23 protein-coding genes are annotated in these 24,661 nt (G+C 67.9%); 18 read left to right on the forward strand and 5 right to left on the reverse strand.

The annotated features are described in order from the left end of the window. Positions 1 to 9: 9 nt before the first annotated feature. Complete coding sequence (locus tag ACSQ2B_RS02880; protein ID WP_436047165.1) at positions 10 to 1,593, reverse strand: AMP-binding protein; 1,584 nt, start codon at positions 1,591 to 1,593, stop codon at positions 10 to 12. Between the two features lie 237 nt (positions 1,594 to 1,830). On the opposite strand from ACSQ2B_RS02880, the gene ACSQ2B_RS02885 reads away from it, so the two are divergent. From ACSQ2B_RS02885 to pcaF, 3 genes are all read left to right on the forward strand, one after another. Next, complete coding sequence (locus tag ACSQ2B_RS02885; protein WP_436047166.1) at positions 1,831 to 3,150, forward strand: aromatic ring-hydroxylating oxygenase subunit alpha; 1,320 nt, start codon at positions 1,831 to 1,833, stop codon at positions 3,148 to 3,150. A gap of 136 nt (positions 3,151 to 3,286) precedes the next feature. Continuing rightward, positions 3,287 to 3,910, forward strand: a complete 624-nt coding sequence (locus tag ACSQ2B_RS02890) for a nuclear transport factor 2 family protein (protein ID WP_436047168.1) — start codon at positions 3,287 to 3,289, stop codon at positions 3,908 to 3,910. Next, entirely contained in the window at positions 3,910 to 5,112 is a 1,203-nt protein-coding gene (gene pcaF / locus ACSQ2B_RS02895) for a 3-oxoadipyl-CoA thiolase (protein WP_436047170.1), read from the forward strand. The genes ACSQ2B_RS02890 and pcaF overlap by 1 nt, the downstream gene beginning before the upstream one ends. 117 nt (positions 5,113 to 5,229) lie before the next feature. Here the strand turns inward: pcaF and ACSQ2B_RS02900 are convergent, their stop codons facing one another. Continuing rightward, the gene (locus ACSQ2B_RS02900) at positions 5,230 to 5,811 is read right to left on the reverse strand and encodes a carboxymuconolactone decarboxylase family protein (RefSeq protein ID WP_436047171.1); all 582 of its coding nucleotides are present in this window, start codon (positions 5,809 to 5,811) and stop codon (positions 5,230 to 5,232) included. Between the two features lie 196 nt (positions 5,812 to 6,007). On the opposite strand from ACSQ2B_RS02900, the gene ACSQ2B_RS02905 reads away from it, so the two are divergent. Genes ACSQ2B_RS02905 through ACSQ2B_RS02915 form a run of 3 tightly spaced genes read left to right on the forward strand, consistent with a single transcriptional unit; the run spans position 6,008 to position 7,524 of the window. Next, complete coding sequence (locus tag ACSQ2B_RS02905; RefSeq protein WP_436047173.1) at positions 6,008 to 6,778, forward strand: phytanoyl-CoA dioxygenase family protein; 771 nt, start codon at positions 6,008 to 6,010, stop codon at positions 6,776 to 6,778. A 13-nt stretch (positions 6,779 to 6,791) separates the two neighbouring features. Further along, a complete protein-coding gene (locus ACSQ2B_RS02910) occupies positions 6,792 to 7,325 on the forward strand; it encodes a VOC family protein (RefSeq protein ID WP_436047175.1) in 534 nt (177 codons plus the stop codon). Positions 7,326 to 7,353: 28 nt separating this feature from the next. Next, complete coding sequence (locus ACSQ2B_RS02915; protein ID WP_436047177.1) at positions 7,354 to 7,524, forward strand: hypothetical protein; 171 nt, start codon at positions 7,354 to 7,356, stop codon at positions 7,522 to 7,524. A gap of 171 nt (positions 7,525 to 7,695) precedes the next feature. Here ACSQ2B_RS02915 and ACSQ2B_RS02920 read toward each other — a convergent pair whose 3' ends face one another. Next, positions 7,696 to 10,230, reverse strand: coding sequence for a TonB-dependent receptor (locus tag ACSQ2B_RS02920; RefSeq protein ID WP_436047178.1), 2,535 nt, complete (start codon positions 10,228 to 10,230; stop codon positions 7,696 to 7,698). Between the two features lie 524 nt (positions 10,231 to 10,754). Here ACSQ2B_RS02920 and ACSQ2B_RS02925 point away from each other — a divergent pair. Continuing rightward, positions 10,755 to 11,213, forward strand: a complete 459-nt coding sequence (locus tag ACSQ2B_RS02925) for a CHRD domain-containing protein (protein ID WP_436047180.1) — start codon at positions 10,755 to 10,757, stop codon at positions 11,211 to 11,213. An 11-nt stretch (positions 11,214 to 11,224) separates the two neighbouring features. On the opposite strand, the gene ACSQ2B_RS02930 is transcribed toward ACSQ2B_RS02925, so the two are convergent. Next, complete coding sequence (locus tag ACSQ2B_RS02930; protein ID WP_436047182.1) at positions 11,225 to 12,565, reverse strand: cytochrome P450; 1,341 nt, start codon at positions 12,563 to 12,565, stop codon at positions 11,225 to 11,227. A gap of 219 nt (positions 12,566 to 12,784) precedes the next feature. Between ACSQ2B_RS02930 and ACSQ2B_RS02935 the strand changes: the two genes are divergently transcribed. The 9 genes from ACSQ2B_RS02935 (at position 12,785) to ACSQ2B_RS02975 (ending at position 23,237) form a co-directional block, all read left to right on the forward strand. Continuing rightward, positions 12,785 to 13,675: a LysR family transcriptional regulator gene (locus ACSQ2B_RS02935; protein ID WP_436047184.1), complete on the forward strand. Its 891-nt coding sequence runs from the start codon at positions 12,785 to 12,787 to the stop codon at positions 13,673 to 13,675. 133 nt (positions 13,676 to 13,808) lie between these two features. Further along, a complete protein-coding gene (locus ACSQ2B_RS02940) occupies positions 13,809 to 15,458 on the forward strand; it encodes a class I adenylate-forming enzyme family protein (RefSeq protein ID WP_436047186.1) in 1,650 nt (549 codons plus the stop codon). Then, on the forward strand, positions 15,455 to 15,910 hold the full coding sequence (locus ACSQ2B_RS02945) for a Zn-ribbon domain-containing OB-fold protein (protein ID WP_436047188.1): 456 nt from the start codon (positions 15,455 to 15,457) through the stop codon (positions 15,908 to 15,910). The genes ACSQ2B_RS02940 and ACSQ2B_RS02945 overlap by 4 nt, the downstream gene beginning before the upstream one ends. Positions 15,911 to 15,912: 2 nt before the next feature. Beyond that, complete coding sequence (locus ACSQ2B_RS02950; RefSeq protein WP_436047190.1) at positions 15,913 to 17,121, forward strand: thiolase family protein; 1,209 nt, start codon at positions 15,913 to 15,915, stop codon at positions 17,119 to 17,121. 430 nt (positions 17,122 to 17,551) lie between these two features. Next, positions 17,552 to 18,640: an AraC family transcriptional regulator ligand-binding domain-containing protein gene (locus ACSQ2B_RS02955; RefSeq protein ID WP_436047192.1), complete on the forward strand. Its 1,089-nt coding sequence runs from the start codon at positions 17,552 to 17,554 to the stop codon at positions 18,638 to 18,640. 395 nt (positions 18,641 to 19,035) lie between these two features. Next, positions 19,036 to 20,694 carry a class I adenylate-forming enzyme family protein gene (locus ACSQ2B_RS02960; protein WP_436047194.1) on the forward strand — a complete coding sequence of 553 codons (1,659 nt, stop codon included), beginning with the start codon at positions 19,036 to 19,038 and terminating at the stop codon, positions 20,692 to 20,694. Positions 20,695 to 20,706: 12 nt separating this feature from the next. Further along, positions 20,707 to 21,672, forward strand: coding sequence for an enoyl-CoA hydratase/isomerase family protein (locus ACSQ2B_RS02965; RefSeq protein WP_436047196.1), 966 nt, complete (start codon positions 20,707 to 20,709; stop codon positions 21,670 to 21,672). 112 nt (positions 21,673 to 21,784) lie between these two features. Next, the gene (locus ACSQ2B_RS02970; RefSeq protein WP_436047198.1) at positions 21,785 to 22,888 is read left to right on the forward strand and encodes a phosphotransferase family protein; all 1,104 of its coding nucleotides are present in this window, start codon (positions 21,785 to 21,787) and stop codon (positions 22,886 to 22,888) included. Between the two features lie 181 nt (positions 22,889 to 23,069). Beyond that, positions 23,070 to 23,237 (forward strand): hypothetical protein, encoded by a 168-nt coding sequence (locus ACSQ2B_RS02975; RefSeq protein WP_436047200.1) that lies wholly within the window; start codon positions 23,070 to 23,072, stop codon positions 23,235 to 23,237. Between the two features lie 6 nt (positions 23,238 to 23,243). Here ACSQ2B_RS02975 and ACSQ2B_RS02980 read toward each other — a convergent pair whose 3' ends face one another. Beyond that, the gene (locus ACSQ2B_RS02980) at positions 23,244 to 23,534 is read right to left on the reverse strand and encodes a hypothetical protein (protein ID WP_436047201.1); all 291 of its coding nucleotides are present in this window, start codon (positions 23,532 to 23,534) and stop codon (positions 23,244 to 23,246) included. A gap of 387 nt (positions 23,535 to 23,921) precedes the next feature. On the opposite strand from ACSQ2B_RS02980, the gene ACSQ2B_RS02985 reads away from it, so the two are divergent. Next, a complete protein-coding gene (locus ACSQ2B_RS02985; protein ID WP_436047203.1) occupies positions 23,922 to 24,464 on the forward strand; it encodes a carboxymuconolactone decarboxylase family protein in 543 nt (180 codons plus the stop codon). Positions 24,465 to 24,511: 47 nt separating this feature from the next. Then, complete coding sequence (locus ACSQ2B_RS02990; protein WP_436047205.1) at positions 24,512 to 24,661, forward strand: hypothetical protein; 150 nt, start codon at positions 24,512 to 24,514, stop codon at positions 24,659 to 24,661.

The raw sequence follows: 24,661 nt of genomic DNA on the forward strand, positions 1-24,661 counted from the left end.
CCATCCGCGTCAGTCCAGCTTCTCGGCCATACGCCGGAGCTCGAACTTCAGGACCTTGCCCGTGGCGTTGGTCGGCAGGTCGTCGACGAAGGTCACGCGCCGGGGGATCTTGTAGTTGGCCAGGTTGGTCTTGCTCCAGGCGAGCACCTCCGCTTCGGTCAGGTTGGAGCCGGGGCTGCGGACGATGAAGACCTGGCCTACCTCGCCCAGCCGCTCGTCGGGGATGCCGATCACCGCGCAGCTGTGCAGCCCTTCCAGGGCGCTCATCTGCCGTTCGATCTCGGCCGGATAGACGTTGAATCCGCCGACGATGTACATGTCCTTCAGCCGGTCGGTGACCTTCAGGTAGCCCTCCGCGTCCAGCACGCCCATGTCGCCGCTATGCAGCCAGCCCTCGGCGTCCACCGCCTCGCGGGTGGCCTGCGGGTCGTCGAGGTATTCGATCAGCAGCTTGGCGTCGCGGATCAGGACCTCGCCGACCTCGCCGGTCTCGGCGGTCGATCCGTCCAGCCGCGCTATGCGGATCTCCGTGCCGGGGATCGGCCGCCCGACTGTGTGGACGATACGCTCGACGTCGTCGCCGGGCAGGGTCTGGGTGGCCGAGCCGCAGCATTCGGTCATGCCATATCCGGTCGAGATGATCGTCCCCACGAAGTCCCGCTTCAGCCGGCGGATCAGCTCGATCGGGATGGTGGTGGCGCCGGTGCTCAGGAACCGCAGGCTCGAGATGTCCCAGTCCTGGCGGTTGGGATGGCCGTGCACGTCCTGCCAAACCGTCGGCGGCGCCGCCATCACCGTGATGCGGTTGCGCGCGATCAGGTCGAGGATCGAGACGGCGTCGTAGGCCTCGGGCCAGTAGACCGTGCTGCCGGTGAGCAGACCCGCGACCCATCCGGCCTTGTAAGAGGCGTTGTGCGAGAAGGGGCCGAAGACGCAGTACCGGTCCTCGTCGGTCATGGCCGCGATGTCGCGCCAGGCCGCACCGCCGAGAATCGAGCGGCGATGGTCGAAGACGGCGCCTTTCGGCGCGCCGGTCGTGCCCGAAGTGAACATGATGTCGGCGACGTCGGTCGGCCGGACGGCGGCGACCCGATCGGCGAACTCGCCGTCGGGGACAGTCTCGCCCAGGGCCAGGAAGCGTTCCCAGTCCTCGTCGCCGGCCTGGGCGGCGCCCAGCACGGTGATGCGCCGCAGGTCGGGCATGAGCTCGCCGCGGAGCATGTCGGGGTAGTATCGGCCGAGGAAGGCTCCGATCGAGACCAGGTGGCGCACTTGGGCGCGCCGGACGATGTCGGCCACCTCGCCGCCGCGCAGCCGCGTGTTCAGGGGGACGAGCACGCCGCCGACACGTTGCGCGCCGACCGCCGCGGCGACCCATTCCCAGGCGTTCGGCGCCCAGACCGCGACTCGTTCACCAGGCTGCAGCCCCGTCGCCAGAAAGGCGCGCGCCGCCCGGTCGGCTTCGACGTCGAGCCGTTCGAAACTGATCGTCGCGTCGGCGGCGACCAGCGACGGGCGAGCCTTGTAACGACGCGCGGCGTCGCGAAGCAGGCCGGGGATGGTCATGTCGGAAGCTGGGCCGGGGCCGTTCATGCCGCCATGATAGGAAGTCGCCCGAGCGACGTAAAAGCTCGGCGCGGCCCACGCCCCACTCAGCGGTGATGTGATGGTTCGGGGCCGCCCGTTGCACGGGCCCGGCGATCTCGGAAACTGCGGCTGCGCTCACGCGAGCGCACCTTGTGAGCCAACTGCCGCGCCTGCCAAAGGCGCGGCGCTTTTGGGCGAGGGGCCGGCTCCCGGGGCCGGGAGCTTCAGAGTGGAGCCAGACCTGTGAATTCCGTTGCTGCGTTGTCGAACCCCCCGGTGCGCGAGGATTTCGTGCCGGCCGAGGCCTACATCTCCAAGGACTGGCTGCAGCTCGAAAAGACGCGGCTGTGGCCCAAGGTGTGGCAGATGGCCTGCCGGGAGGAGGAGATCCCCCATGCCGGCGACTATTACACCTACGAGATCGCCGATGAGTCCGTCACCGTCGTGCGGCTCAATGACGGCGCCATCGCCGCCTACTTCAACGTCTGCCTGCACCGCGGTCGGCGGCTAACCTCGGGGTGCGGGCGCATGGGACGGTTCCACTGCCGCTTCCATGGCTGGCAGTGGAGCCTCGAGGGCGAGCCCGTCGAGGTTGTCGACCGGGGCGACTGGGGCGAGTGCCTGCCCGACGAGGAGATCCGCCTGGGCCGGGTGCGGGCGGAGACCTGGGGCGGCTGGGTGTTCGTCAACCTGGACCCGGAGGCCGAGTCCCTCGAAGCCTTCCTGGAGCCGGCCAAGGCCCATCTCGATCCCTTCGAGTTCGACAAGATGCGCTACCGCTGGCGCAAGCAGATCGTCCTGCCGTGCAACTGGAAGGTCGCGCTCGAGGCCTTCAACGAGGGCTATCACGTCCAGACGACCCATCGTCAGTTGCTGCCGCTGTTCGACGACCTCACCTACAGCCAGGCCAAGGGCAAGCACGGCATGTTCGGCTATGCGCCGACGGCCCTGTTCGGCCTGTTGAGTCCCCGGCTCGGCGGGCCGCAGGGCGATGTGCGCCAGGGCCTGCACGCCTTCAACAGCGAGATCTGGAACACCCTGAAGGCGACGACGACGGAAGAGATGCTGGCCGCCGGCGAACGACTGATGGAGCTGCCGGAGACGGCGACCCCGTTCGAAGTCTATGCGGCCTTCGCCCAGTTCCACCGTGAGGCGTCGGCGAAGAACGGCACGCCCTGGCCCACGATCACGGTCGAGCAGCAGATGGCCGCCGGAACCGACTGGCACATCTTCCCCAACATGGTCTTCCTGCACCAGCCGACCAACCTGCTGGGCTACCGGGCGCGGCCGAACGGCGATGACCCGGACAGCTGCATCTTCGAGATCTATGTCCTGGAGCGCTTCGCCGAGGGCGAGGCGCCGAAGGTCGAGGTCGAGGTGGCGGGCGATTGGCGCACCGTCGACTGGGGCCTGATCCTGGCGCAGGACTTCGACAATGTCGGCGAGGTGCAGAAGGGGATGAAGTCGCAGGGCTTCCGCGGCGCGCGCCCCAGTCCGGTTCAGGAACGCGCGATCAGCAACTTCCACGCCACGCTTCACCATTATCTGCACGGAAGGAACTGAAGTCGGGGCTTGGGCGCGAAGATCGCGCCGCCATCGTATTCCTGATCGGTCAGGGCTTATGGCGAACGGCGATTGCGGGAGGGCGCCGAAATCCAGGATAACTCGGTCAGCGCCTTCGGCGCGTTCCTCCCTTTACTTGCCGCGCCGTCTCGGCGCGGCATTTCTTTCGGCAGACGGCGACCGGGAGAGCGCTATGGAAAACCATGACGAGCGCCTAGATCGGATCGAATCTTCGCTGGCGATCCAGCAGCTGCCGATGCGCTACGCGCTCGCCGTTGACGGGCGCGACATCGAAACCTGGCTGTCGCTGTTTCCGGATGACGTCGACTGCGGGCGACACGGCGTGGGCCGAGAGGCGCTGCGGAAGACCATCGAGGGGCCGCTGACCACCTTCTATCGCTCGATCCACCAGATCTGCGGGCACGCGTTCCATTTTCTGGACGCCGACCACGCCGCAGGCCACGTCTACTGCCGCGCCGAGCATGAAGATCGCGGCCGCTGGATCGTCATGGCCATCTGCTATTTCGACGACTACGTGCGGCAGGGCGGGCAGTGGTACTTCGCGCGCCGGCGAGAGCGGCATTGGTACGCCGCCGACGTCCTCGAACGGCCGCGCGCGCCGTTCAACGCCTGGCCGGGCCATGACCTCCCGCCGGCCCTGCCGGGGGCGTTCCCCACCTGGGGTCCGTTCTGGGAACGGCTGGCGCCGGCCGGTGTGGACGAACTGACGGATCAGCCCGTGCACACAGGAACCTCATGATGAACCCGGTCTACATCTGCGACGCTGTCCGCACCGCTTTCGGCCGGTACGGCGGCGCGCTCTCCTCGATCCGGGCGGATGACCTGGGCGCGGCGCCGATACGCGCCCTGGCGGAGCGCAACCCGGCGATCGTCGAGCGCGTCGACGAGGTGATCTTCGGCTGCGCCAACCAGGCCGGTGAAGACAACCGCAACGTCGCCCGCATGAGCCTGCTGCTCGCGGGGCTGCCGCAAACCACGCCCGGCGTCACCGTAAACCGCCTTTGCGCCTCGGGCCTGGAGGCGATCGGACAGGCGGCTCGGGCGATCGCGGCCGGCGAGATCGAACTCGCGATCGCCGGCGGCGTCGAAAGCATGAGCCGTGCGCCCTTCGTCTTGCCCAAGGCGAGCGCGCCCTTCCAGCGGACGGCCGAGGTTTACGACACGACCATCGGCTGGCGGTTCGTCAATCCGGCGATGCAGGCGCGCTACGGCGTCGACACCATGCCTGAGACCGCGGAGACCGTGGCCGAAGAGCGCAACATCTCGCGCGAGGACCAGGACGCCTTCGCCGTTCGCTCGCAGCAGCGCGCCGCCGGCGCGGCGGAGCGCGGATTTTTCGCCGACGAGATCGTCGCGGTGCAGGTTCGGCGCGGCAAGGACGTCGAGCCGTTTGCGACCGACGAGCACATCCGGCGCGACGCGACGCGCGCAGCGCTGGCCGGCCTCAAGCCGATCGTGCGGCCAGGCGGCACGGTCACCGCCGGAAATGCGTCGGGCGTCAACGACGGCGCGGCGGCGATCGTGGTCGCCTCGGCGGAGGCCGTGCAGGCGCTGGGCCTGCGGCCGCGGGCGCGGATCCTCGGCATGGCGTCGGCGGCGCTGGCGCCGCGGGTCATGGGGCTGGGGCCCGTCGGGTCGACGCAGAAGCTGCTCGCGCGGCTTTCGATGAAGATCTCGGATTTCGCCACGATCGAGCTGAACGAGGCCTTCGCCAGCCAGGCGCTCGCGGTGCTTCGTGAGCTTGGGCTGCCGGACGACGCAGAGCAGGTGAATCCGAACGGCGGCGCCATCGCCCTCGGGCATCCGCTGGGCGCGAGCGGCGCGAGGCTCGTGGTCACGGGCGTTCGCCAGCTGGAGGCGGTCGGCGGGCGCTACGGGCTCGCCACCATGTGCGTCGGCGTGGGCCAGGGCGTGAGCCTAGCCTTCGAACGCGTCCACTGAAGACATCCACGCTCGGATCGTATCCGCAGCGCGGCCTTGAGCGCTAAGGTGCCATGGCATGATGGGGCGAAGAGATATGTCACGCCCACCCGGCGCCGCTCGCGCGGTCCCGAAGCCTCAGGTGTACTGCCGCAACTCGGCGAGACGGCGGATGGTGTCCGGGTCGTCTTCCACCTGAATGCCGAAGCTGTTCGTGACCATGGCCATCAGCGCGTAGCCGCCGACCAGGAAGACCACCTCCATCAGCTGGGCCTGGGAGTAGCGGCGGGTCAGCTCGGCCCAGGTCTCATCGCTCATGCGGTGATCGCGGACCAGCTCCTCCGCCGCCCTCGCGAGGGCGTGTCCGAACGGCGTGAGGCCCGGGCCATCCGTTCTGGCGGCGTCGATGTCGGCCGTCGTCATTCCGGCCTTGTCGGCGATCAGGACGTGGTGGTGCGCCTCGTAGACCTCTTCGCAGAGCGCCAGGGTCCGGATGACCAGGATCTCCCTGTCCCGCGGCGGCAGGTCCGAGCCCGGGATCAGCTTGCCGAGGAAGGGGAGGAAGGCGCCGTAGAGGTCCGGATGCTGCGCCATGACCCGGGCGAAGTTGAGATGGCCCAAGTCGCCGACAAGCGCCGCCTGCCGCCCGCGGCTCGACATCTTGCGCCGCTCTTTCTGCAGCCGCCGCCCGGCGCCGGCTTCCGTCCGGACGCCGGACAAGACCGTCTCGAGTCGCGAGGCGGAGGATGCCGACAAAGCGGCGCGCGATGTCGAGAGCGCAACGAGGTCCGTTGGTAGCCTTTGGATGGGCAGGCCCCGGCGAGCTGCGAACGCGCCGGGGAAGGGAACAGGAGACCGGATGAAAGACACAGCCACGCGGAATGTCATTTCGTCGCCGGGCGCGCCTTGCAGATCCGTGACGGCCGAGGAAATCGCCCACTACAGGGAGTTCGGCTGGGTCAAGCTCAGCGGCTTCGTGGATCCTGCAATCGTCCGGACCTTGCTGGACATCGCGCGTCAGCGCATGGGCGAGGATGGCGACAGCAACGCCGCCTATGGGTTGAACCAGCCCTATTTCAACGCGGAGTATGGGGGCGGCCTGGCGATCCCGCCGATCCGGGCCCTGCTCGAAGGCGTCGGCCGCAACGCCAAGGCCCTGATGGCTCGCAAGGCGGGGTCGGGGGTCCGATATTTCACCGACTTCTTCGCGCCGAAGCTGCCGTCCTCGAAGAAGACCAGGAACGCCGGCAATGGCCCCACCGCCTTCCACCAGGACTTCATCACCTTCGCCGTCGACCGCACCGGCGGGATGACCTTCTGGCTGGCGCTCGAGGACTACGGTCCCGAGTTCGGGACGATGTCCTTCGTCAGCCGCTCGGATCGCCTGGGGGTGGTGGGCGGCTACCACACCTACGGGGACGCCGACCTGCTCGACGTCTATTCCGAGCTGCGCGACCTCGAGATGTCGGCCCCGATGAGCTACGCCGCCGGCGACGTCACGGTCCACTCCCACCTGACCGTCCATGGCGCCGGGATGAACCTGACGGACAGGCCGCGCTGGGCCTACCTGATGCTGGTGCAGCCGGCCGACGTCTGCTGGAACGGCGCGCCGTCGGAGGCCTTCGACACCACCGGCATGGAGCTCCATCAACGCCTCGACGGCGACCGCTTCCCGCGGCTCGATTGAAGGAAGGCCAACCTTGACCTCGCTGCGATTTCCCGACCGTCGCTTCATGCAGATGTGCTGGGTGGTTCCGGACGTCCATGCGGCGATGGCGACCTGGTCCCGCAGCGCCGGCGTCGGGCCCTTCTTCTTTTTCGAGACCGTTCCGTTCGAGGACCGTCGCTATCGCGGACAGCCTTGCGCGCCGCTGAGCCTGGAGGCGGCGATCGCCCAGGCCGGCGACATCCAGATCGAGGTCGTCGCGCAGAACGACGACCAGCCGTCCTTCATTCGCGACGTCGTGCCGGCCGGCCAGTCGGGCCTCCACCACATGGCGCTCTACTGCGACGACTACGACGCCAACCTCGCCGCCTACCGGGAGGCTGGCGCCGAGGTGGCGTTCAACTGCACCATGCTGGGCAGCCGGACCTGCTGGCTCGACACCACCGCGACCCTCGGATTCATGATCGAGCTGGTCGAGGCCAATCCGATCGCCGACTCGATCTTCGGCCAGATCCGCGCCGCCGCCCAGGACTGGGACGGAAGGGATCCGGTCCGGACCCTGGGGTGACCGCGACGCCGCGAGGGAGGAAGAGATCGTGCTCACCCTGACCAACGCCCGGCTGTTCGACGGCCGCCAGATGCTGCCCGGCCGCCGCAGCTTGACCCTGGACGGCGATCGCATCACGGCGATCGGGGAAGGGCCAGGCGAGGGCGCCGTGATCGACGTGGGCGGAATGACGGTCATGCCCGGCCCGAGCAGGCTTTGAAGGCCGTCATCCGGGATGGGGTGGTCGCGATCGACCGCCTGCCGCCGCAGAAGGACAAGCTGGCGGCCTAGCCTAGCCCTTCCTCGGCGGATGCCGATCAACCATCCGCGAAATCGTGCGGCGGCGGTCCTCGGGTGAAGGACCGCCGCCAGGCTCAGGTGAAAGTCGGATCTAGCTGCCGAAGCTGTAGCGCATGCGCACGCCCCAGATGCGCGGCTGGCCGATCAGGATGTTGTCGAAGCCGGCCGAATTGAATCCGCCGCCGGTGTTCACCGCATAGATCTCGTCGGTGACATTGGTGACGAACAGGGCGAGATCGACCGGAGAGCCGAAGACGCCGTTCCAGTTGGCGTTGAGATTGAGCAGGTCGGTCGCCGGAAGGACGCCGACGGACGCCGGCACCGAGCCGTTGGCGATCTGGCTGGCGGTGTGGGTGTAGGTGGCGCCGATGGACATCCGCCCAAGACTCTCATCCACGGGCAGGGTGTAGGTCGCCGTCAGCGTCACGCGGTGCTTGGGCGACAGGGTGAGCGGGGTCCCTTCCGCCACCGTGGGGGTGATGGCGATGAAGGGGTAGCTCGCGACCGGCGCCGTGATCTTCAGCACCTTGGTGTCGAGGTAGGTGTATCCGAGATCGAGCCGAAAGCCCTCGAACAGGGTGACGGCGGCGTCGGCTTCGACGCCTCGGATGCGCGACTTGCCCGCGTTGATGATGGCCGCCCCGCCGGCGAGGCCGCTTGTCGGGTCGGCCGTCAGGCCGGCGAAGATCTGCTGGTTGCGGAAGTCGTTGTAGAAGACGGCGACGTTGAAATAGCCGCGCACGACATTGTCGAAGCTGGCCTTGGCGCCGACCTCATAGGCGTCGACCTTCTCCGGCTGCCAGGTCTCGATGCCGACGTTGGTCATGTTGACGCCGCCCTGGCGATAGCCGCGGGCGTATTTACCGTAGAGCAGAAGATCGTCGGTCGGCTTGTAGTCGAGACCGAGCAGCCAGGTCGGCTTTTCCGACTTGTTGGTGATCTCGAAGTGGCACTGGGTCCGGCTGGCGACCGCCAGCGCATCCGGCGCCGTCCCCGGATCCGGGCCGTCCGGAACGTTGAAGCGCAACCCGTCATTACAGGTCTGGCTGGTGATCGCGCCCGTGGTGGAGAAGTTGATGCGGGTTCCCTCTCCCGCGGCCTCGATCTTGTCCATCGTATAGCGGATGCCCCCGGTCAGGCTCAGCTGTTCGGTGAGCTTGTAGGTGGCCTGGGCGTACACGCCCTTGTTGTCGAAGCGCAGCTTCGTCGCCGAGGCCGAGAAATTGCCGTTGCCGTAGGGACTGACGCACTGGAAGGCCTGGAGATCGGCGCAGTTCAGGTATTGGGCGGTGTAGCCCGCGCTCCAGCCGATGGGTCGGCTCAGCTCAAGATAGGCGCCCGCCTGCCAGGTCAGCCTTCCGTCGATCGCCGTGCCCTGGAACTGCAGCTCTTCCGTAAAGGTCGACTGGCTGGCGTTGTCCTCGGACCCCGCCGGATTGAGCAGGATGTAGGAGAAGGGAGTGCCGACGAACGGCGAGCTGGCCGCGAGCGGCGGCGAGGTGGCGAAGAAGTTGTCGCTGTAGAGGCTGAAGCTCGCGCGTTCGCGGAATTCGGCATAGCTGACGATGTTCTTGACCGTCAGATTGTCGCTCGCGCGCCAGGTCGTGGTGTTGATCAGCTGCCACTGCTTAAGCTTCAGGTAGGGGTCGGGATTGGCGACTTCGACATCGAGAAGGCTGTCCCCGCGCGCGGCCTGGCGGTTGATCTGGTTGCAGCCGGGAATGCCGACGCGCAGCTTGTTGATGTTGCGGGGATCGGCCGCCAGCGCCGGGTTGAAGTTCGGGCTCCCCGGAAGGAAGCGCGTGTCGCAGAGCACGTTGCGCGCCGCATATCCGTTCGAGAAGGAGTTGCTGTAGCTGCCGATCGTATAGGTCTCGAGGTCAGGCGTCAGATCGGCCACGACGCTGAGGCGCGCGGCGAAATAGTTGGTGTCGTTGTAGTCGTCCGGTCCGATTCCGGAGTGGTTGCGCATGTAGCCTTCGCGCTTGTTGCGATCGACCGCGACGCGCGCCCGGAGGTTGTCTGCGATCGGAACGTTGAGCACGCCCTGAAGGCGGCGCAGGTCGTAGTTGCCCAGCGACCCCTCGACATAGCCTTCGAACCGGTCGCTCGGCCGGTTCGGCACCAGCAGCACCGCGCCGCCGGTGGTGTTGCGGCCGAACAGGGTGCCCTGCGGACCCTTGAGCACCTGCACGTTCTGCAGATCCATGAAGGCGCCGGCGCCCACGGTGCTGCCCGACGTCGTGCCGCCCTGGGCCCGGGGCCCGACCACGTCCGCGAAATAGACGCCCACCGTCGGCGCCGTGCTCTGGTCCTGGTTGAAGCCCCGGATGGCGAACGAGCTCTTCTCCGGGCCGTAGCGCTGGTTGACCGAGAGCGACGGGGTGTAGGTGGCCAGGTCGCTGGGCGTCACGACGTTCCGATCGTTCAGCGCCTGCTGGCTGTAGACCGTCATCGAGATCGGCACGTCCTGCAGCCGCTCCTCGACGCGGCGGGCCGTGACGACGACCTCGCCCAGAGTCGGCGCTGCCTCGGCCTGGCCGCTGGGCGCGGCGGACGCGGGCGCTGCGCTGAGACAGCTCAGCGCCATCACGCCTGCGGAAATGAACAACAGATCGCTCTTCATCGTTTCTCTCCCTTTTGTCGTCGTTTCTTATTGGTGGCGCGTTATCGACTAAGCCGTGCGAAGGCGGAGCAATTCTGGACTAAGATCTCCGCACCCGAAGTGATGGTCGATAATCGCCGTCACCGAACTAAATGCTGAGGCCGCGGCGGTACCAGGTGAATATCCACCTCGTTTCACAGGCGGACATGGGCCGATTATCATCAAGTGTACGCAGGAAAACTGTCGCCATGTACGCGCGACCGGCTGCTGCGGCGGCTCTCCCCAGCCCGGAGACGCCATTGCTCCCCTTTGCAGCCCCGTGTTCCGGGCTTCACCGGCCCGAAAGTCGCCAATAGTACAAGCAAGCGCTTGCTATGTTTAATTTCGAGAGCTGTCAATCTCGCCTGGCCAGGTGCGAGGCGGCCGTTGTCGGTGACATCGCCCGCTCCCGAGCGGCGGCGCTCCGTCGCCGTCCATTGACCTCCGCTTCGTTCGGCGGTCCACTCTGCGTCTCAGGTTCGGGGCGGGCTGGCGAGGAGACCGCCATGACCCTCAATTTCACTGACCTTGCTCGTGCTGCGTCGGCCGTGCTCGTCCTGTCCGTCGGGGCAGGCTTGACGGGTCACGCCTACGGGCAGGAGGGTGGTCGCCCCCTGGCGGCGACCTTGTCCGGCGCGGCCGAGAAGCCTACGGCCGGCGACCCCGACGGCTCCGGCGCCGCCTCGCTCAAGCTAAATATCGGTCAGGGGCAGATCTGCTACGACCTCCAGGTGAAGGACATCGGGGTCGCCTCGATGGCGCATATTCACAAGGCTCCGCCGGCCTCCGCCGGCCCGGTCGTCGTCTCGCTCACAGCGCCAGGGGCCGACGGCAAGAGCTCTGATTGCGCGACCGTCGACCGTGAACTGGTCAAGGACATCCTGCAGAATCCGGGCGCCTACTATGTGAACGTCCACAATGCAGAGTTTCCGGGCGGCGCGGTCCGGGGGCAACTTTCCAAGTAGCTGGCGCGGCCTCAGCTGACGTCCAGGCGGGTTCCTGGACGCAGCATGGCGCGCCGCGAGAAGGTCAGCGGCAGGCGTTGCACGGTCTGTGTGGCGAGCGTCGGCAGGTAGCTGATCTCCTCGAGCGGGATCGCCAGGCGGATGTTGTCGAGGCGTTTGATGATCTCCTGCGCCGCCACCTTGATCTCCATCCGCGCCAGGGAGGCGCCGAGGCAGCGGTGGATCCCGGCGCCGAAGGTCAGGGAGGCGCCGATGTTCTTGCGATGCACGTCGAGGCTCCGAGGGCAGGCGAACTCCGCCGCGTCGTCGTTGGCCGAGGCGAAGAGGACGCAGACCTGGGCGTAGGCCGGCAGCAGCTTGCCGCCCAGCTCCACCGCCCTGGTGGTGGTGCGGAACAAGCCATGCGTCGGCGGTTCGAGCCGCAGGACCTCCTCGACGAAGCGGGACAGCAGCCGGTCGTCGTCGGCGGTCTCATAGAGCTGCTGGGCGAGGTCCGGCTGGGTCGCCAGGATCATCATCAGATTGGCCAGGGCCGCGGCCGTCGTGTCGTTGCCGGCGATCAGGAAGGCGCGGACGCAGGACACCTTCTCAGCGAAGGACAGGGTCGGATTCTGTTCGTCGTCCAGGCGGGCGTGGACCAGGTCGGAGATCATGTCCTCCCGCGGCGCCGCCTCCCGCGCGCGGATGACCGGGATGATGTAGTTCTGCAGATCGCACATCTGCTGGGCGTTCTCGACCATCTCGTCGCGGGTCTGCATGCGCCCGATCTGCGCCAGCAGCGCCGTGGTCCAGCGGGCGATCCTGTCGACGCCGACGTCGTCGAAGTCGAAGCCCAGCTGATCGCAGATGATGCGGGCCGTCAGCGGCGCGCCGATGTCCTTCATCCCGTCGGCGCGACCCCGCTCCGCCAGCGGCTCGATCAGGTCGACGACGATCTGCCGGATCCGGGGTTCGAGGTCCTTCACCCGATGGGCGGTGAAGGCCTTCTCGATGAGACGGCGCAACCGGGTATGGGCCGGCGGATCGCAGGCGATGATGTCGCGAATGAAGCCCCCGCCATCGCGGTTCATGATCTCGGCGAGCTCGTCGACGAAGCCGTTCGCGTAGCGATCCTGGTAGCCGTGCTCGAGCGAGTAGGTGATCGGATCGCGCAGAACCGTCTGGGCGTCTTCGTAGCGGGTCACCAGCCAGGTATCGAGCTTGGGGTCGTAATAGACCGGGGCCTGGCTGCGCAGCGCTGCGTAGAAGGGAAAGGGGTTGTTGCGGATCAGCGGATCGAGGCGGGATTCGTCACCGCGGAGCGCCGGGCATTCCCCCGCCGCCGGAGCTCCGTCGAGGTCGATGGCGTCCATTGTCGTCGCTCTCCGCAGTCAGCGCCCAGGCGGGCCGGGCGTCCGGCGCTGGGTGGAAGGGAGCCATGCGGCCGCCGCGGCCGTCTCGACAGTTCGCGCCCTGACCTCAAGAGTTTGCGCCGCGGTTGACCGGCTCAGAACCGGAGAATTCCACCGTAAGGGCGGTGCTATAGAAGGGCGCGGCCGACCGGGGCCGCTTTCGCCGATGGCGCAGGGAAGATGAAGTTTACGCTGCGACAGCTGCAGGTGTTCGAAGCGGTGGCCGCGTGCGGCAGCGTCGTCGGGGCGGCCGAGCGGCTCGGGATGAGCCAGAGCGCCGCCAGCGAGGCGCTGAAGGACCTGCAGATCATCCTGCGCCGTCCACTGTTCACCCACGTGAAGGGGAGGACGCTGCAGCTGACCGAGGAGGGCAAGCGCCTGCGCCCGATGATCCGCTCCATGCTGCAGCAGGCCGACGAAATCGAGCGCACGCCCGAAGCGGAGATGGAGGGGCGGCTGCTCGTCGGCGCGACCGCGATGATCGCCGAGACCATGTTGCCGGAGCTCTGCGTCAAGTTCCGCGAGCGACATCCCGGCGTGCAGATCATGCTCCAGGCCGAGTCGCAGGGCGAACTCTTCGAGCGGCTCCAGCGGATGGAGCTCGACACGGCGGTGATCGAATACTTCCCCGATCTGCCGGCCGTCGAGCTGACGCGCTGGCGGAGCGACGAGCTCTGGCTGGTGGTCGCGCCAGGGCACCCGCTCGCGAGCCGGGACAAGCTGCGGCTGCGGGACCTCGCCGGCTTCACCTGGTGCGCTCGGGAGGCGATGTCCTCCGTCACGGTCCGGCTGCGCGTGCTGCTGCACGAGGAGGTCGGTCGCCTGCCCGCCGGCATCGAGACCACCAGCAACCAGGCCGTCCGCCTGGCGGCGATTGCAGGCGGCGGCGTCGCCTGCCTGTCGAGCCAGCTGGTCAAGGCTGACGTCGAGTCGGGCCGCCTCGTGCGGCTTCATGTGCGGGACTTCAGCTTCACCCGCGCCCTCAGCATAGCGCGTCCGAAGGGCGTCTGGCGCAGCCGCGTCGTGGCGGCGTTCGAGGATTTCCTGCTCGAACACGCCGCAGCGGAATAGCTCCGGCGCCAGGCGGCGAAGCCGAGGTATCGGAAATTCCGATCTTGGGTATTAGGTATTAGGAGATTTTCCGAACACCGGCAGACGCGCTACGTTGCCCGACCAAGAGCTTGCTACGGAGCGACGGCCGTCTATGAGCCCTCAAGCCGACGACCTTTCTCGCCTGCGCGCCCAGACGGTCTGGCGGACCGTGCTCGCCGCCGCCGAGCGGTTTCCCGAGCGTGACGCCCTCACGGCCGCCGACGACGCCGGCCGCATCTCGCGGCTGACCTATCGGCGCCTCGCAGAGCGGATCCGCAACCTTTCGGCGGGCCTCGCCCACATCGGGGTGCGGCGGGGCGACCGGGCCGTGCTGTGGATGACCAACACGCTGGAGTGGGTCGTCGCCTCCTTCGCGGTCCAGCGGCTCGGCGCGACAGTGGTGCCGGTCAACACCTTCCTGAAGCCGTCGGAGATCGAGTACGTCGTCGCCCAGTCGGGCGCGCGCCATCTCCTGGCGATCGACGCCTTCCGTGCGCTTCGCCTGTCCGAGCTGCTGGCAGAGATCTGTCCGCGGTTCGGCGCGGCGACGGAGCCCGGCTTTCTCTACAGCCCGCAGCTTCCCGACCTGCGCAACGTCGTGGCGTTCAACCGCGGCGGCGGCCAGCACCCGGGGGCCTATGACCTCGCCGCGCTGGAGGCCCTGGGCGCCGGCTCGCCGGACGCTCTGGCGCTCGCCGACCGGCTGGAGACCGAGACCCAGCCCTCCGACCTTGGCATGGTCAAATACACCTCTGGCAGCACCGGCTTCCCCAAGGGCGTGATGCTGGAGCAGGGCGGCATCGTCGCCAACGCCATCCTCCACTCCCGCCGCATCGGGATCGGCGAGGCGGACGTCTTCTTCAGCATGATGCCCTTCTTCCACGGAGGCGGCAGCATCTGGGGACTGATGACCACCATGGTGAACGGCGGCCGGCTGGTCTTCACCGAGGCCTTCAACGCGCCGCTGGCCGCCGACCTGATCGCGCAGGAAGGGGCGACCGTCATGTTCGGGGTGCTGGCCGAGGAGGTGGTCCAGGCCGCGATTCAAAAGGGCCTCTCGTTCCCGACGCTGCGGAACGCGCCCGTGCCCAACGCCGACGCTCGCCGGCTGATGCCGAACGTCATCGCCACCATCCAGCCCTTCGGCCTGACCGAGACCTATGGGCCGGCGGGGGTGACGAGCCCCGACGACCCGCCGGAGAAGCGCGGGACCTCGGGCCGGATGCTGGACGGCAACCTGTGCCGCGTCGTCGATCCGGAGACCGGCCGCGACGTGGCGCCCGGCGAGGTCGGAGAGGCCTGGATCCGCGGCAACATCATGCGCGGCTACTGGAACAAGCCCGAGGAGACGGCCCGCGCCCTCGACGCCGAAGGCTGGCTGCACAGCGAGGACCTCGTCTCCATCGATGAGGACGGCTACATCACCTACCAGGGCCGGCTGAAGCTGATGCTCAAGGTGGGCGGCGAAAACGTCTCGGTCGAGGAGGTCGAGCGGATCGTCGCCAGCCACGAGGCGGTCGCCGACTGCGGGGTGGTGGGGGTGCCGGACCCGCGCAAGGGCGAGGCCGTCTGCGCCTTCGTGGCCCTGCAGGCGGGGCGCGCGCTCGCCGACGCCGAGTTGCGCGCCTGGCTGCAGTCGCGGCTGGCCCGGTTCAAGCAGCCGCGCGAGATCATCTTCGTCGATGCGCTTCCCAGGCTCGGCAACGGCAAGCTCGACCGTGTCGGCCTGCAGCAGCGCGCGGACGCGGAGGTCGCGGCATGAGGGATCCGGACAGCGTCACCGACGCGGAGGTCTTCGCCGCCTTTCCTGGCGTTCTGATCGACCGCGACAACGTCGAGCACTACCGCGGCCTTGTGGCCGGCCGGCTGCTGATCAACCGCTGCCAGGCCTGCGGCTGCTGGATCTATCCGCACCGCCCGCTGTGCCCGAAATGCCTCTCGTGGGACGTCAGGCCGACGGAGGTCAGCGGCGAGGGCCACGTCTTCATGTTCACCCTGATCCACCAGGAGCGGGACCCGAACGGGCTCCTGAACCGGCCCATCGTCGCCGCCGCAGTCGAGTTGGCCGAGCAGCCGGGCCTTCGATATCTCGCGCCGGTGGTGGGCTGCGAGGTCGATGAGATCAGGCTGGAGATGCCGGTCCGCCTCACCTGGATCGAGCAGGGCGGCCGCATGGCTCCGGCCTTCGAGCCCGCGCCGGCAGGGGAGGCCTGAGCATGGCGCGCAATCCGCTGAGGGACCAGATCGCCGTGATCGGCGTCGGCTCCACCGCCTACGGACGCGACCTGAAACGCACTGAGCTCTCGCTCGGACTCGAGGCGGCGGTGAAGGCGATCGAGGACGCCGGGATCGACCGGCAGGAGATCGACGGAATCTGCGGCACGGGGATGACGCCGCTCGCCATGGGCGGCGCGGGCTTCCTCACCCTGCAAGGCGCGCTCGGCATCCAGGAGACCACCTGGATGAAGAACGGCTGGCTGGGCTCGTGCTTCGTCTATGCGGCCGAGGCGGTGTTCTCCGGCCTCTGCGACGTCGCCCTGGTGGTCCAGGCCTATACGCGCGAGATCAACATGTCGCGCTCGGCGGCGAACGACCCGTTCCGCATGCGGGCGGCCGAGCTCGGCGCGGCGGGTCAGGCGGTCACAGGCTTCGGCGACTTCGCCCGCCGCTGGATCCATTCCGGCGAGCCCTACGCCGCCTGGATGGGCCGCTACATGAGCGACTTCGGCGCCAGCAAGGACGTGTTCGGCCGGGTCGCGGTGAACAACCGCAGCCACGCGGTGAAGAACCCGAACGCGGTCATGCGCACGCCCATGACGCTGGAGGACTATCACGCCTCGCGGATGATCTGGGCGCCGATGCAGATGTTCGACATGGACGTGCCGGTCGACTGCGGCGAAGCGTTGATCATCACCACCGCCGAGCGCGCCAGGGACTTAGCCAACAAGCCCGTCCTGGTGCACGCCATGTCGCTCGGCGGCTCCAGCGTCGGCGAATTCTATGAGAACACCCTGGGGTGGACGGAGAACTCGTCCTGGATCTCGCTCCGCGGCCTCTGGGCGCGCAGCGAGCTCAAGGTCGACGACCTGGACCTCTTCTATCCCTACGACGGCTACACCATCAACGCGGTGGCCCTCACCGAGGCGGCTGGGTTCTGCAAGCCTGGCGAGGCCAGCGACCTCTTTCGGTCCGCCTGGGACGCGGAGGAGAGCATCCTGCGGCTCAACGGCCGGACCCTGGTCTCCACCCACGGCGGCGGCCTTTCGCAGGGCCGCGCGGGCGGCTTCAACTTCTATACCGAGGCGGTGCGCCAACTCCGCGGAACGGAGGGCGCGCGCCAGGCGCCGGAGGCCAAGACCGCCCTGACCTGCGCCGGCAGCAGCTTCTTCCACGACCCGGCGGCGGTCGTGTTCCGGGTCGAGTGAGGCGCGCGCGATTCTCGCGATTGACGCAAGACCTCGAGGGTCGAGCCTGCAGATAAAGCGGCGCAAGATATCGATCCAAATGCCGGACCAGCCGATAGGTTGTCGCTGTGGCGGAGCGCCGGTGGGAAACGGCGGCGCTCTGGCGGGGCAGGGGCCCGGCTGGACGAGCCTGCGGCTCGTCCAGCCGTTCGGCGAATAGAGGTCGAAGGTTTCCCAGTGCTCATCTGTGGAGACGAAGACGAACCGGAGCGAAATCTCAGGTCGACGGGTTGGATCCAGTGCGGCGCAGCTCGAATCCATGAGCCGCCTTGCACTGAACGAGCCATGGAGTAGGCTCCCAAAACAATAAGGTTCTCGGTCATGCGCCGAGGCCACGTCATTGTACGGAGCGAAGCGGGTCTTCCTCTGGCGTGACCGCGGGGAGGAGAACGTGCCGTTCGGGAATACCTTCGTCCTCAGCGTCGATGGGTCTTTCGCCGCTTTTCCTGCCCAGGGCCAGATCCAGGCGGGATATCTTGGCGGGCTGAAGACCCTGGTCCGGAACCTGGGCGGTGATCCGCGCAAGGTCCTCGAGCATCACGACATCGATCCGCTGGCCTTCGAGAACCCGGATCACCACATCGACTGCACCGCCGCGGTGAACCTTTTCGAATACTGCAGCCGGCATCTGCAGGATCCGCTGTTCGGCCTGCATCTGGCGGAACAGCAGGATCCGGAGGTCTTCGGCTGCGTGATGGCGCTGGCGCGATCCGCGCCGACCCTGCGCCAGGGCCTGCAAAGCCTCATCGACTTCGTGCCGCTCTCGGCGTCGCCGGAGTGCGAGATGGAGGTGGTGACGGGGCGCGAGGTCGCCGAGCTACGCTGGCGGACCGACCTGTGCGAGGGAGAGCAGGTCAACTATCAGGGCCTGCTGCTGTTGATGAAGACCCTGCAGATGTTGGGGGGCGAGGGGTTCCGCCCGCGCTACGCCAGCCTGACGTTCGGCGTCGGCCGCCCCAACCTCCAGCCGCTGCAGGATCGATTGGGCTGCAAGGTCAACGGGCGGTCCAAGGCCAACGCCATCGCCTTTTCCGCCGACCTGCTGGATCGCCCGATTCCCAGCTCGAACAGGCTGTTGTTCAACCTGCTCGGAAGCTCGCTCGCCCAGCTGCGGACGACCTCAAGATCGGGTTTCGTCGAGCAGGTCGAAGCCTATGTCCGCGGCGCGCTCGCCAGCGGCCATTGTTCGGTCGACGGCTGCGCCGACAAGCTGGGCACCTCGTCTCGCACCCTGCAGAAACGCCTGACGCGGGTGGGGATCAAGTTCCTCGACATCGTGCAGGACGAACGCATCCGGCAGGCCAAGCAGGCCCTGCTGTGGAGCGATTGCTCGCTCGATGAGATCGCGTTCCGACTGGGCTACTCCGAACAGACAAGCTTCGGGCGGGCCTTCAAGCGCTGCACCGGCATGACCCCGCAGGCGTTCCGGTCGGCTGAAAATCGCAAGATGCTCGGCCCGGCCGCGCCGAGGGCGAACTGATCTCGTCCAAGCCTGCCTTCACGCGGCGTCGCGAGCGGCTAGTCTAGAGCTGTCGAACACATAGTCCGCGCAAATCCGCGCATGTATTTTCTGCGAATGGGCGCAAATTGCTCACCCCGGGGCGCGAGATGTCGGGATGACGTCGAGCGCCGCACCTATCCTCTGCCCTGGAAGAAAAGAGCTGGAACACATCCACGCGGATGTGCCGAGCACGGCGGCCTTCTATTCGCCGCCAAGCGCGCGATCGGCCGCCTGGGCCGGCCGGAGGAGGTGGCCGCCGTCCTCTGGCTTTGCGACGACGGGCCGGGCTTCCTGAGGCGATCGCCGTGGACGGCTCCTGGACCGCCCGCTGATGTGCGGCCGGGGCAGAGAGAACGAGGGCAGAGGAGGGGCGAATGCACGCGACTGAACCGGCCTCGACGTTCCCCATGCTGTTTGGCGAGGTCGTCGCCGCCCGCGGCCCGCATGACGCCGTCGTCACGACGCGGGAGACCTTGAGCTACGACGAACTGAACCGGCGCTCCGCCCGGATGGCCCGGGCCTTGCTGGCTATCGGGGCGGGCAAGGGCGCCCGCATCGCCCTGCACGCCAACGACGGGATCCTCTGGGTGACGACCTTCCTGGCGGGCCTGCGCATCGGCGCGCTCGTCTCCGTCGTGAGCACCCTCTGCACGCCGCCTGAGCTCGCCCACATCCTGCGCAACAGCGACACCCAGATCTTCATCGGCGTCCGTCGCTTCCTGCGCCACGACTATGCCGCGACCCTCGCCGAAGCTCTGCCGGGCTTGAGCGAGGGGCGGGCGGAGACGCTGCGACTGGCCGGCGCGCCCTATCTGCGCTCGATCTGGCTCGACGACGCCGAGGGGCTCGGCTGGGCTCTGTCGGTGGAGGATCTGCTGGCCCGGGCGGACGCCGCCGACGCGCCCGACGCGGCCCTGCTCGCCGCGATCGAGGGCGAGGTCGCGCCGAGTGACGACGCCGTGATCGTCTACACCTCCGGCAGCACGTCCGCGCCGAAGGCTGTGGTGCACAGCCAGCGGAACCTGGCGCGTCATCCGCCGGAGCTGGCCAAATACTTCCTGCTCAAGCCCGGCGATCGGATGTTGCCGCAGTTGCCGGCCTTCTGGCTCGGCGGCATGGCCATGGCGATGGAGGTGCTGAGCGTCGGCGCGACCCTGGTCTATCCGGATACGCCGGACACCGAGGCGGTGGTCGACGCCATCCAGCGGCTGGGGGTCAATCGGGTCAACAGCTGGGGCGACCTGCTGGTGAAGCTGCGGCAGGCGGCGGCCGCGCGCGGCGTGGACGTCGACGCGATCGTCGGCCTGGGACCGTTTCGCGACGCGGATGGCGAGCTCATTCCGCCCGGCCTGCAGGTCAACATGCTCGGCATGAGCGAGACCTTCGCCGTCCACAGCGCCGAGCCGCTCGACCACCGCCTGCCAGACGACAAGGCCGGCTCGTCGGGGCGCACGGTCGGCGGCTACGAGCGGCGGGTGGTGGATCCGGGGACCGGGACGGAGACGCCGCCGGGCGAGCTCGGCGAGCTGCAGCTGCGCGGCGGCGCCCTGATGTCTGGCTTCTACAAGGTCGATCGTTCGAAGGCCTTCGCCCCGGACGGCTTCTATCCGACCAGCGATCTGGTGCGGCTGGACGCCGACGGCCACCTCTATTTCGTCGCCCGGCGCGGCGACATGATCAAGACCAAGGCCGCCAACGTCTCGCGTCTGGAGGTCGAGGCGGCGCTGCGCGCCCTGCCGGGCGTCGATCTGCCGATCGTGGTGGGGCTTGCCGATCCCGAGTTCGGCCAGCGGGTCGTCGCCGCCGTGGTGCCGAAAGAGGGCGCGGCGCTGAGCGAGGACGCGCTCAAGGCGACCCTGAAGGGCGTGCTGTCCAGCTACAAGATCCCGCGCCAGATCGTCTTCATCGGCCACGAGGACGTGCCGAGGACGGCGACCGGCAAGTTGAAGCTGTTCGAGCTGGCCGACATGATCTCTGCGCAAATCGGCGAGGCGAGACCGGCGCCGTCAGCCGCCCAATCCAGCTCGGTCTGAGGGAGGTCGAAGATGGCGGATGCGGCGGAACAGCCTTCGGCGGAAGAGATCGTCCTCTACGAGAAGGATCCGAAGACCAAGATCGCGACGATCACCCTGAACCGGCCCGATCACCTGAATGCGCCGACCATCGCGGCGCGGCATCGCTATGCGGAACTGGTCCACCGCGCCAACGTCGACGACGACGTCAAGGTGCTGGTGGTCCGTGGGGTCGGCAAGCACTTCGGCAGCGGCGCGGATCTGCCGGAACAGGCCGAAATGTTCTCCGAGGAACAGGATGTCTCGCTGCTGAAGGAGTTCAAGATCCCGGACGACGGCGAGGTCAAATACCCGCCCAAGGACTCCTACCGTTATCTGGCGTCGCTGACCCAGCTCTACGCCAACTCCAACTTCGGCCTGCGCAGCCTGCAGGACTTCAAGAAGATCAGCATCGTCGAGGTGAAGGGCTACTGCTACGGCTGGCACTTCTATCAGACCGCCGACGCCGACCTGGTGATCTCGTCCGACGAGGCCCTCTTCGGCCATGCCGCCTTCCGCTACGCCGGCTGGGCCGCGCGCATGTGGCAGTGGGCGCTGATGATGGGCATCCGCAAGTTCCAGGAGATGGTCTTCACCGGTCGGCCCTTCACCGCGCAGGAAATGTACGACTGCGGCTTCGTCAACCGCGTGGTCCCGCGCGACCAGCTGGAGGCCGAGGTCGCCAAATACGCCCTGGCCTGCTCGCTCACCCGGCCGACCGACGTGGTGATGATGCAGAAGACCTTCTTCGAGGTGATGAAGCAGCAGCAGGGCGAATACATGGGCTCCGTCCTGACCGGCTGGCTGGAGTCGATGCTGCCGATGGTCAGGTCCGACGGCGAGCTGGAGCTCGGCGAGGAGACCTTCGGCAAGGGGCTGAACAATGCGGTCAAGGACAACGACCTGCAGTTCCCGCCGGACTGGCGCCTCAGCTACGGCGCCCGGAAAGCCAAGGATTAGGCGCGACCATGGACGAGCTGCGGAGCGGCGCGACCTGTCGATCGGCGTGGGCGCCCCGCCGCTAGGTTCTGTACTCTCGACTGAGGGTCGGAAGTGCGAGGAGTTGCCGAAGGTGGACGCCAGGCCAGATCTCGTCACGAGCTGCCGCCCCCTGCCGATCGCGCTTGAGGACATCACTCCGGCTTGGCTCACCGCGGCCCTGCGGATCAAGGCTCCCGGGGTCACCGTGCGGGGCTTCGAAGTGGTCGACCTCATCCGCAGCACCACGACCAAGGTCAGGCTGCGGCTCGACCTGGACGAGGCCGGCCGGCGCGCCGGCATCCCCGAACTGGTGATCCTCAAGGGCGGCTTCGAGCCGCACAGCCGCGGGCTGGGCCATATGCACGAGAAGGAGGTGCGGGGGTATCGCGACGTCTACCCCGTCCTGCCCTTGCCCAGCCCCGCCTGCTATTTCGCCGACTACGAGGCCGAGCGGCAGCAGGGCATCGTCATCATGGAAGACCTGGTGGCCCGCGGGGTGGAGTTCTGCCACGCGACCCGGCCCCAGTCGCACGAGCAGATCGCCCGTCGACTGACCCTGCTGGCGCGCTTCCACGCCAGGAGCTGGGACAGCCCCGACCTGGCGCCGGGCGGGCGCTGGGGCGACCTCGACGAGTTCCTGGTAACCCTGCAGGGCTTCTTCGACAAGTATACGGCGCCCGACGTCTGGCGGCGTTTCATCGGCATGCCGCGCGGCGCGGCGGCGTCGGTCCGGTTCCACGACCGCGACTGGATGGTGGACGCCTTCGTGCGGCTCAACCGGTTCGCCCTGCAGGTTCCGCATTGCGTCCTGCATGGCGACGTCCACCTCGGCAATCTCTACATCGACCGCGATGGAACCCCAGGCTTCCTCGACACCCTGGCCAGCCGGGGACCGGGCCTGCTGGAAGTCTCCTACCATCTGTCGGCGTCGCTGGACGCCGCCGACCGGCGGCGCTCGGAAGGCGCCCTTCTCCAGCACTATCTGGACGAACTGGGCCGCAACGGCGTCGATCCGCCGCCGTTCGACGAGGCCTGGCGCCAGTACGGGATCTTCCTGCTGTACGGCTACTTCATCTGGATCACGACGGAGTCCCATTACCAGACCGAGGCGGTGAACACGGCGAACGCCGCCCGCGTCAGCGCCGCCATGCTCGATCACGACATCGACCGGCTTCTCGCGACGATCCCGGCGTGATGGCCCGGCGTGATGGCCCGGGGTGACGGCATGGGAGCCAGGCCGATGGAGGCTCGGCTTCAAGAGATGCTCACTGGGACGGACGTATGGAGACCGATGGCTATCCGGTCAGCCGCATTCGCTACCTGCGGCAGATCCCCGACGTGGCGGCCCAGGACTGAAGGCGGGATTGGGAAGCGACATGGACCAGGCGAAGATCACCGTCCCGCCGATAGGGCTGACCCGCAAGTATCCGGACATCGGAACGGGGCCGGTTGCGACCGAACTCGCCCTTCGCCACCAGGCCAAGGTGGTTAAGGACGTCGTCGCGGACTACGAGCGGCGCGAGGCGGAAAAGGCGAAGGGGTAAGCGCCCTCATGTGACGAATTCATGGATCGCCTCGGCCAGAAGCTGGTTGCCCGGTCCGAAGGCCTGCAGTTGCAGGACGTGCGCGCCCGACTGCGGAGCTCCGCTCAGCCAGACGAGCTCCTGGGCGGCCGCCCTCGGAAGCAGCTGAGCAAGAACCGCCTCGACCGCGCAAAGCAGCGGCATGCCCTCGTGGCTGGAAACCTTCGCCTCCAGCCGGCAGGGAACTTTTGCGCGAACGCCGGCCACGAAGGCCGAAGTCGCTTCAACGACGGAGTCTAGGGGCAGGGGGTGGGACATGGTCTTCTCCTGAGGGGTGGCCCCGGCCGGAGAAGGTCCATGAAAAACCCCGCGTCCTGACCGGAGCGGGGTGCAAGTCTCGCGATCGAGCGGGTTGTCAGGCCGCGCGGGATCGCCCCCGTCCATGATGGCCGGTGGTAATCATCATCGTCGCGAAGGTCAGACGCGTGGCGCGCATGAATCTTCTAATAACCGAGACATCGCCGGACGCCAACAGTCGATCGGCCGGGGGTCTAGCGTCTCGCGGGCGCAGACCCTCGAAGCGCCCGCAGGGCTTGGCTTCCCGGCGGGCCCTGCAGATCAGCGGGCGCAAGATGTCGAGCCGGGCGCAGCGCTCGCCGCTAGGCTCGTACCACCGGGCGCCGCTCGGATTGCGAAAGGACCGCCATGCGCCCGAGCGCGCCCCGCATCGCGCCTGTCGCGCCTCAGGACTTCACCGAAGAGCAGGCGGCGATCGCCGGCGACTGGAGAGACCTCACCTTCACCCAGGTGATGGTCCGGCATCCGACGCTCTACCGGGCCTTCATGCCGATGGGCGAGAAGCTGATGCGCGGGTCCGACCTGCCGCCGCGGGACCGGGAGATCCTTGTGCTGCGGACGGTGGAGCTGTGTCGGGACACCTACGAGGCGGCGCACCACGTGCTGATCGCGCGCAACCTCGGCATGACGGACGAGGAGATCGCCGCCGCCAGGGCGGGGCGTCTGAACGAGCCCTTCGACCGGACCCTGGCGACGGCGGCCGAGGAGCTGGTCGGCGATCATCGGCTCAGCGACGAGATCTGGGCGCTGCTGGCCGAGCGATATTCGCTGGTTCAGCTGATGGAGCTCGTCTTTCTCGTGGGCGACTACACCATGCTGTCGATGGTCACGAACAGCTTCGGCATGGCTGTCGAAGGCGATCTCGGTCCGGCCGCGATTCCGAACGAATAGCGCCTCACGCCGGCGCGGATCGCTGAATGCGAAGGAGCGCATCTCGCATGAAGATGACCGGAGAGCAGGCGATCGTCGTTCCGCGGCCACGCGCCTGGACGGCGCTGAACAAGCAGGAGCGGATCGCGCGCGCGAGCTTGGCGTGGTTCGGCATGGGGCCCACGCCGATCAAGGCGCGTAGGCCGATGCGGCGCTGA

Source organism: Phenylobacterium sp. LjRoot225 (genome assembly GCF_964252855.1).
In the GTDB taxonomy this organism is placed as follows: domain Bacteria; phylum Pseudomonadota; class Alphaproteobacteria; order Caulobacterales; family Caulobacteraceae; genus Phenylobacterium.

Bases quoted from the DNA above. Each gene is read 5' to 3' on its own strand.
- pcaF (WP_436047170.1), top strand. From the start codon at position 3,910: ATGAACCCGGTCTACATCTGCGACGCTGTCCGCACCGCTTTCGGCCGG.
- ACSQ2B_RS02940 (WP_436047186.1), top strand. From the start codon at position 13,809: ATGAGCCCTCAAGCCGACGACCTTTCTCGCCTGCGCGCCCAGACGGTC.
- ACSQ2B_RS02945 (WP_436047188.1), top strand. From the start codon at position 15,455: ATGAGGGATCCGGACAGCGTCACCGACGCGGAGGTCTTCGCCGCCTTT.
- ACSQ2B_RS02980 (WP_436047201.1), bottom strand. From the start codon at position 23,534: ATGTCCCACCCCCTGCCCCTAGACTCCGTCGTTGAAGCGACTTCGGCC.
- ACSQ2B_RS02985 (WP_436047203.1), top strand. From the start codon at position 23,922: ATGCGCCCGAGCGCGCCCCGCATCGCGCCTGTCGCGCCTCAGGACTTC.
- ACSQ2B_RS02950 (WP_436047190.1), top strand. From the start codon at position 15,913: ATGGCGCGCAATCCGCTGAGGGACCAGATCGCCGTGATCGGCGTCGGC.
- ACSQ2B_RS02990 (WP_436047205.1), top strand. From the start codon at position 24,512: ATGAAGATGACCGGAGAGCAGGCGATCGTCGTTCCGCGGCCACGCGCC.
- ACSQ2B_RS02925 (WP_436047180.1), top strand. From the start codon at position 10,755: ATGACCCTCAATTTCACTGACCTTGCTCGTGCTGCGTCGGCCGTGCTC.
- ACSQ2B_RS02930 (WP_436047182.1), bottom strand. From the start codon at position 12,565: ATGGACGCCATCGACCTCGACGGAGCTCCGGCGGCGGGGGAATGCCCG.
- ACSQ2B_RS02960 (WP_436047194.1), top strand. From the start codon at position 19,036: ATGCACGCGACTGAACCGGCCTCGACGTTCCCCATGCTGTTTGGCGAG.
- ACSQ2B_RS02880 (WP_436047165.1), bottom strand. From the start codon at position 1,593: ATGAACGGCCCCGGCCCAGCTTCCGACATGACCATCCCCGGCCTGCTT.
- ACSQ2B_RS02965 (WP_436047196.1), top strand. From the start codon at position 20,707: ATGGCGGATGCGGCGGAACAGCCTTCGGCGGAAGAGATCGTCCTCTAC.
- ACSQ2B_RS02935 (WP_436047184.1), top strand. From the start codon at position 12,785: ATGAAGTTTACGCTGCGACAGCTGCAGGTGTTCGAAGCGGTGGCCGCG.
- ACSQ2B_RS02975 (WP_436047200.1), top strand. From the start codon at position 23,070: ATGGACCAGGCGAAGATCACCGTCCCGCCGATAGGGCTGACCCGCAAG.
- ACSQ2B_RS02920 (WP_436047178.1), bottom strand. From the start codon at position 10,230: ATGAAGAGCGATCTGTTGTTCATTTCCGCAGGCGTGATGGCGCTGAGC.